This is a genomic window from Hymenobacter agri (assembly GCF_054778495.1).
On record NZ_BAAGZM010000188.1, the window covers coordinates 1 to 7,031 of the forward strand.

At 61.1% G+C, this 7,031-nt stretch carries 6 protein-coding genes; 4 read left to right on the top strand and 2 right to left on the bottom strand.

Annotated features, from left to right (window positions below; translation table 11 throughout):
* Positions 1-648: alpha/beta fold hydrolase (locus tag ACYVDE_RS11030; RefSeq protein WP_460501571.1), on the bottom strand; the 648-nt coding region annotated here is incomplete at its 3' end.
* A 92-nt stretch (positions 649-740) separates the two neighbouring features.
* Between ACYVDE_RS11030 and ACYVDE_RS11035 the strand changes: the two genes are divergently transcribed.
* From ACYVDE_RS11035 to ACYVDE_RS11050, 4 genes are all read left to right on the top strand, one after another.
* On the top strand, positions 741-1,727 hold the full coding sequence (locus tag ACYVDE_RS11035; protein WP_460501572.1) for an SRPBCC family protein: 987 nt from the start codon (positions 741-743) through the stop codon (positions 1,725-1,727).
* A 135-nt stretch (positions 1,728-1,862) separates the two neighbouring features.
* Complete coding sequence (locus ACYVDE_RS11040) at positions 1,863-4,688, top strand: bifunctional transaldolase/phosoglucose isomerase (RefSeq protein ID WP_460501573.1); 2,826 nt, start codon at positions 1,863-1,865, stop codon at positions 4,686-4,688.
* A gap of 95 nt (positions 4,689-4,783) precedes the next feature.
* Entirely contained in the window at positions 4,784-5,980 is a 1,197-nt protein-coding gene (locus tag ACYVDE_RS11045) for an AAA family ATPase (protein ID WP_460501574.1), read from the top strand.
* Positions 5,980-6,522, top strand: a complete 543-nt coding sequence (locus ACYVDE_RS11050) for a hypothetical protein (protein ID WP_460501575.1) — start codon at positions 5,980-5,982, stop codon at positions 6,520-6,522. The genes ACYVDE_RS11045 and ACYVDE_RS11050 overlap by 1 nt, the downstream gene beginning before the upstream one ends.
* Positions 6,523-6,580: 58 nt before the next feature.
* Here ACYVDE_RS11050 and ACYVDE_RS11055 read toward each other — a convergent pair.
* Positions 6,581-7,031, bottom strand: a 451-nt coding sequence (locus ACYVDE_RS11055) for a transketolase C-terminal domain-containing protein (RefSeq protein WP_460501576.1), incomplete at its 5' end; no start/stop codon positions are given.

The following is a 7,031-nucleotide window of genomic DNA, read 5'->3' on the forward strand; positions in this document are numbered from 1 at the left end:
CGCGGCCTGCCGCACGGCGTCTTCAAAATGCACGGCCACGTCGTGCTTGCCGGCCACCATCAGTACCGGGAACGGGGCTTTAGCGAGCACGGCGGTGCGGTCGGGACGGGCGGCCATGCCGCGCAGCGCGCCGGCAATGGTGCTTTCGGGCGTAGCCTTGCCGATTTCCTCCAGCAGCCCGCGCGCCTCGGTAAGGCGGTCGCGGTTGACGGGCGCAAACAGCGGCCGCACGAACGACTCCATGAACTTGCCCACACCGTGCTTCTCGACGAAGGTGATATTCTTTTCGCGGTTCTGGCGCTTCTCGTCGGTATCGGCCAGGGCCGAGGAGTTGACGAAGGCCAGGCCGGCCACGCGCTGAGGCCAGCGTTCGGCCAAGGCCAGGGCCACGTAGCCGCCCATGCTGTGGCACACCAGCAGCACCGGCTCGGGGCAGCCCTTCTGGTTGAGGTAGTCGATGACGTAGCGCGCCTGGGCTTCCATCGAGAAGTCGGGCACGGTCGCGAGGTTGGTGCCGTGGCCGGGCAGGTTGGGCGCGAGCAACCGGTATTCCTCGGGGAAGGGGCGCATAAAGTCGGTCCAGACCTCGCGGCTTTCGGCAAAGCCGTGCAGGAAAACGATAGTGGGCGGCGTAGTGGTGGGCGTCATGCAGATATGCGGGTAACTTGCGGAGCCGCGGGCGCGGCCGGTGTGGCTTAAGACGGCAGCCTGCGTTTCAAATCAGTTTGCCAAATCTACTCATGCCAATTTCCCGGCCGCGTTATCCCTTCCTGCTGGCTCTCGGTTTAGGGCTGGCTTACTCACTGTTTGCCCGCTTCTTCTTCGCCAACGGCCTGCTGCCCGAAAATGGCCTGCTGAGCTGGTCGTTTCTGCTGGGCATTCCGCTGGCGCTGGGGGCCATCACGGCTCATTTCACCCCCGGTACCCTCGATTCGTGGTGGCGCATTGTATGGGCGCCCTTTTGGGTGGTGATGACGTTTCTGGCCGCCGCGCTATTGTTTCATCTCGAAGGCCTTATCTGCGTCATCATCATCTTTCCGCTGTTCCTAGTGATGGGCGCAATTGGCGCGCTGCTCTACTCCAACATCGCCGATAGCCGGCCCGGCAATTCTGATAAGACTCTGGTGGTCGCGGCCTTCGCTTTGTTGCCCTTCGTGGCCGGGCCGTTCGAAAATCTGTTCAATAATCCCAACGATTTTCGGCGCATCGAAAACGCCGTTATCATCAACGCCCCGGCGGCAGTAGTGTGGCAGCACATCATTCGGGTGGCACCCATTCCGGCGCAGCAGCTCGGCCATAGCGTCATCGACGATATTGGGTTTCCGCGGCCCGTCGAGGCCACACTTACGCACGAGGGCGTGGGCGGCGTGCGCCACGCCACGTTCGAGCGCGGCGTCGAGTTTATCGAAACCGTGGATGAGTGGGTGCCCCGGCAGCGCCTCTCATTCAGCATCGTGCCCAACACGGCCACCATTCCGCCCACTACGTTCGATGAGCACGTCATCGTGGGCGGGAAGTTCTTTGATGTGCTGCGCGGCACCTACGAACTGCAGCCCGTCGGCCCCGGCCGCACCCGCTTGCTGCTGCACAGCCAGCAGCGACTGAGCACTCACCTCAACTGGTACGCGGGCCTCTGGACGAGCTACGTAATGAGCGAAATCCAGGGCCGGATTCTGACGGTGCTCAAGCAGCGCTGCGAAGCTGCCGATGCCACGGCAGCGCAGTAGCAGCCAAGCACTACCTGCCGGCCGGCGTGCAAGCTGGTTCCGCTCTTTCCCAACATTTCGCGTACACCCGTTTCCAACAAAGCCCCGCGTGCCTGACCTTTGGGCCTTTGAACGACTGAACCCAATACACCCGATATGAACCCTCTCGTTGACATCCGCCAGTTTGACCAAAGCCTGTGGCTGGACTTCATCAGCCGCCCCATCATCATCGACGGCAAGCTGCAACACCGCATCGAGCACGAAGCCCTGCGCGGCGTAACTTCGAACCCGGCTATTTTTGCTAAGTCCATCGGCGACACGGCCGACTACGATTCGGCCATCAAGGCCCTGGCCCTGCAGGGCAAAACCACCGACGAAATCTACACCAGCCTGGCCGTGGCCGACGTGCAGGCTGCCTGCGACCTGTTCCGCCCGCTCTACGACGGCGCCGACCACGGCTCCGACGGCTACGTGAGCCTCGAAGTATCGCCCGAACTGGTGAACGACACCGAAGGCACCATCGCCGAGGGCCTGGCCCTCTGGAAAGCCGTGGACCGGCCCAACGTGATGATTAAGGTGCCGGCCACCCTCGAAGGCCTGCCCGCCATCCGCCGCCTCATCTCGGAAGGTGTGAACGTGAACGTGACCTTAATTTTCGGCCTCGAGCGCTATCGCCTGGTGGCCGAAGCCTTCATCGCCGGCCTCGAAGACCGCGCCGCCAAAGGCGAGTCGCTGGCCCGCATCGACTCGGTGGCCAGCTTCTTCCTGAGCCGTATCGACGTGCTGCTGGACCCCATGCTGGAAAAAATTGCGGCCGAAGGCGGCGAGAAAGGCCAGCTGGCGCAGTCGCTGGTGGGCGAAGTGGCCATTGCCAGCGCCAAGCAGGCCTACCAGATTTACAAGGAGATTTTCTCGGGCCCGCGCTGGGAAGCCCTCAAGGCCAAAGGGGCCGAAACGCAGCGCCTGCTGTGGGCCAGCACCGGCAACAAAAACCCCAAATACGACAACCTGCGCTATGTCGATGGCCTCATCGGCCCGCACACCGTGAACACCGTGCCGGTTGAAACCCTCGACCTGTTTGGCAAGAGCGGCAAGGTGGCCAGCACCATCGAAACCAACCTGGAGCACTCGAAAGACGTGCTGGCCCGCCTGCCCAAACTGGGCATCAATCTCGACGAGCACACCCAGCACCTGGAGGAAGACGGCGCGCAGAAGTTCAAGGAGCCCTTCGCCAAGCTGATGCAGTCCATCGAGAAGAAGCGCGCCTTGGCCGTGGAAGACCAGGTAGACGAGGCCAAGATGGAGCTGGGGAAATATCAGGCCGACGTGGACGCCCAGATTGCCAAGTTCAAGGCCGACAACTTCGTGGCCGGTTTCTGGGATAAGAAGGCCGACCTGTGGACCAACGACGAAGCCGGCCAGCACAGCATCCGCAGCTACATGGGCTGGCTGCGGGTAGCCGAAACGATGGTGGGCCGCGTAACCGAAATTGAGCAGTTTGTACACGAGGTGAAAGCCGCCGGCTTTAAGCACGTGGTGGTGATGGGCATGGGCGGCAGCACGATGGCTCCCATCGTGTTCAAAGCCTCGTTCCCCATGGGCGAGAACGGCCTGCCGATGTCGGTGCTCGACACCACCGACCCCGGCACCGTGCGCGAGATTGAAGCCGCCGTGCCGCTGGCCGACACGCTGTTCATCGTGGCCAGCAAGTCGGGCACCACGGCCGAGCCGCTGGCCTTCGGCGACTATTTCTACGCCAAAGTGAAGGAAATCAAAGGCGACAAGGCCGGCGAGAACTTCGTGGCCATCACCGACCCGGGCTCCAAGTTCGTAACCGATGCCACTGAGGCCAAGTATCGCCGCATCTTCCTCAACTTCCCCGAGGTGGGCGGCCGCTTCTCGGCCCTCACCTACTTCGGTCTGGTGCCGGCGGCCCTCTACGGCCTGCCCATCGGCGAAATCCTGGAGCGCGCCATCCTGATGATGCGCGCCTGCGGGGCCTACGGCGCCACCGACCGCAACCCCGGCCTGGAGCTGGGCGCCGCCCTCGGCGTGCTGGCCGAGCAGGGCCGCGACAAGCTCACGCTGGTGGTGCCCGACTCGCTGCACGACCTGGGCCTGTGGCTGGAGCAGCTACTGGCCGAAAGCACCGGCAAGGAAGGCAAGGGCATTTTGCCCGTGGCCGGCGAGCCCCTGGGTGAGCCCGGCATCTACGGCCAGGACCGCGTGTTCGTGTACGTGGGCTACAAGGGTCAGGCCGACGAGGCCAACGCCAGCAAGCTCGAAGCCCTGAAGCAGGCCGGCCACCCCGTCATCACCCTGCTGATGAAGGACGCCTTCGACCTCGGCCAGGAGTTCTACCGCTGGGAAGTGGCCACGGCCGTGGCCAGCGCCGTGTTCCGCATCAACCCCTTCGACCAGCCCAACGTGCAGGCTGCCAAAACGGCCACCGACAAGCTGATGAAGGCCGTGGAGACTGACGGCAAGCTACCCGAGGGTGAAGCCCCCGCCGCCAGCGAAAATGGCGTCGACTACTACACCGCCGCCCACGGCGAGGGCGCGGCCGGCGTGCTCAAAGCCTTCTTCGCGCAAGCCAAGCCCGGCGACTTCGTGTGCCTGCAAGCCTACCTGACCGAAACGCCCGCCGTGAGCGCCAGCCTGCTCGAGCTGCGCCAGCGCGTGATGCAGCAGCTGCACTTGGCCACCACCTCGGGCTACGGCCCGCGCTTCCTGCACAGCACCGGCCAGTACCACAAGGGCGGCCCCAACACCGGCCTGTTCATCCAGTTCACCGACGACAACCCGCAGGACCTAGCTCTGCCCGGCCGCTCCTACACCTTCGGCACCTTCAAGAATGCCCAGGCCCTGGGCGACCTGCAGGCCCTGCTCGACAACGGCCGCCGCACCCTGCGCGTGAACCTCGGCAACAACGCCGAGGCCGGCCTGAAAACCCTGCTGGCCGCCCTGCCTGCGCTGAAGTAACTCCCGTAGCCTCGGCTACGCCTGCCACGCGGCGGTTCCCGGCAACGGGGGCCGCCGCGTGTTACTTTTGGGCCCGTCCCTTTGTTGAGAATCCCATGAACGAGCAGCTAGTTGTCAAGAATTTCGGTCCCATCAAAGACGCCACCGTGGACTTCAAGCGCGTCACGGTTTTCATCGGCCCGACGGGTGGCGGCAAGAGCACGCTGGCGAAGCTGGCGGCGATTTTTCTTGGTGGTCAAGTCAAGGTCGTTGATAATAAAGTGAACATTGACCAACCGTTACGCTACTATAATATATTTAATTACAAAGAATTAAATTCTTCTATAGTATGGAAAAAAAGCAATGGCAACCACTTTATGGTGGATAAGCCCATTGAAGTAGAATTCGAATTTGAAAATGCCCTCACCAGCAAAGGGGTAGTAGAAGACCTAGTAAATAAGCTAACTAACCAATTTGCACGAGAGACAGGTATAACGGGCCTCGCAAACGAAGAAATCAAGAAAGCATTTATCAGTCAGCTTGTCGAAGCACATCTGAACGGTAGGCCAAACGGAAAATCTGATTCATACAGCATTAACTATATACCAACAGAACGCGTTTTCATTCCTGCAATTGAGTATTCATGGGCAGGATTAATGCGTGATGATATTGGCTTGCCTAAGCTGCTACTGGATTTTGCGAATGATTTCTCATTATCAAGAAGCGAAGTGCTAGAGCTTAATATTCCATTTTTGAACGTGAAATATTTTCACGTTGGAGGAAGAGATTTTATCAAAATTCCTAATAGGGAGTCATTACTAATGCTGCTGGAAACCGCCAGCGGCATCCAATCCGTCACGCCGCTGCTGGTGCTGCTGGAGCATCTGAGCCGCAACACGGAGCAGGCGCAGAGCTTCATCATCGAGGAGCCGGAGTTGAACCTGTACCCCACGGCCCAGCGCGATTTGGTGTACTGGTTGCTGGAGAAATGCACGCAGGGCGAGAACGACCTGACCATTACTACGCACAGCCCCTACGTACTCACGGCGCTGAACATTGCGCTGTACGCGCACAAAATCGCTACCCAATACCCACACCAAAAGAAGAAGGTGGAGAAGATTCTGCCGGCTAAATACTGGCTTAAGCCCGAGGATTTCAGCGCCTACTACGTGGGCGGCGGCGGGGTAAATTCCATCTTCGACCCTAAAGCCGGCCTGATTGATGAGAACTCACTGGATAGCGTGTCGATGGAGCTGGCCGACGTGTTCAACGCCCTGACCCGCCTGCGCAAACCCAAAGCCGTGCGGAAGTAATGAAAAACCGCATTCGGGCGCGCTACCCCCACGCCAGCAGCGGCGACTGCATCAGCGAGCATACCGCCAAGAAAATCCACGTCTACGACCACCCGACTGAAAAGCGCTGTCGGGTGCGCCCGCTGGATGAAGTCATCAACCCGGAAACAGATTTTACCATCCTCAACCGCAGCGGCCGCGCCTTCCACCTCATCGCCGTCGACAAATGCCTATTGCAGGATACCGACAAAGTCCGGCGCTGCGACTGCGTGGTATATAATCCCCGCGTCGTCTGCTTCATTGAGTTGAAGGGCCCCAAAAAGAAAAATCTGGCCGACCACATCAAGAGCGGAGCCGAGCAACTGCGCAAGTCCATTGCCTGGTTTGAGGAAGAAGCTTTCGTGGGCCCTGCCGATGAGATTGAAGCCATTGTATCACCCGGCGCTCACCGCATCGTCCCTAACCTAAACAGCAGCATCATTAAACGCTCCGATGAGTTGGCCGAAGCCCTGCCAAACCTGACGGTGGTATTAAAAGTCGATAACTTCAAGAAGCTGCCATAAACAAAGAAGCCCCCGCAGCACGCGCTACGGGGGCTTCTTCTTGTCTCAAGTCGCGCAGCTACCGCAGCACCGTGGCCCGCGCTTCGGCGGCGACTTTGGTGCCCAGCTCGCGCACGGCCTGGGCGATTCCGGCGGCGTCGAAGCCGCACTCTTTGTAGAGCTCGTCCTGGGTGCCGTGCTCCACCACGCGGTCGGGGATGCCGAGGCGGCGCACGGGCAGGTGGAAGCCGTGGTCGGTGAGGAATTCGAGTACGGCCGAGCCGAAGCCGCCGGGCAGGCAGCCGTCTTCCACCGTCACGATGGCGCGGTAGCGGCGGGCTACATCACGCAGCATTTCCTCATCGAGGGGCTTGCAGAAGCGCATGTCGTAGTGGCCCACGCTCAGGCCCTCGGCGGCCAGAGTTTCGGTCGCCTTCACGGCGTAGTTGCCGATGTGGCCGATGCTGAGGATGGCCACGCCGCCCGCTTCGCCCTCGCGAACCACGCGGCCCGTGCCGATGGCCACGCGC

Coding starts and splice junctions, on each gene's coding strand:
- ACYVDE_RS11035 (WP_460501572.1), top strand. CDS start 741: ATGCCAATTTCCCGGCCGCGTTATCCCTTCCTGCTGGCTCTCGGTTTA.
- ACYVDE_RS11040 (WP_460501573.1), top strand. CDS start 1,863: ATGAACCCTCTCGTTGACATCCGCCAGTTTGACCAAAGCCTGTGGCTG.
- ACYVDE_RS11045 (WP_460501574.1), top strand. CDS start 4,784: ATGAACGAGCAGCTAGTTGTCAAGAATTTCGGTCCCATCAAAGACGCC.
- ACYVDE_RS11050 (WP_460501575.1), top strand. CDS start 5,980: ATGAAAAACCGCATTCGGGCGCGCTACCCCCACGCCAGCAGCGGCGAC.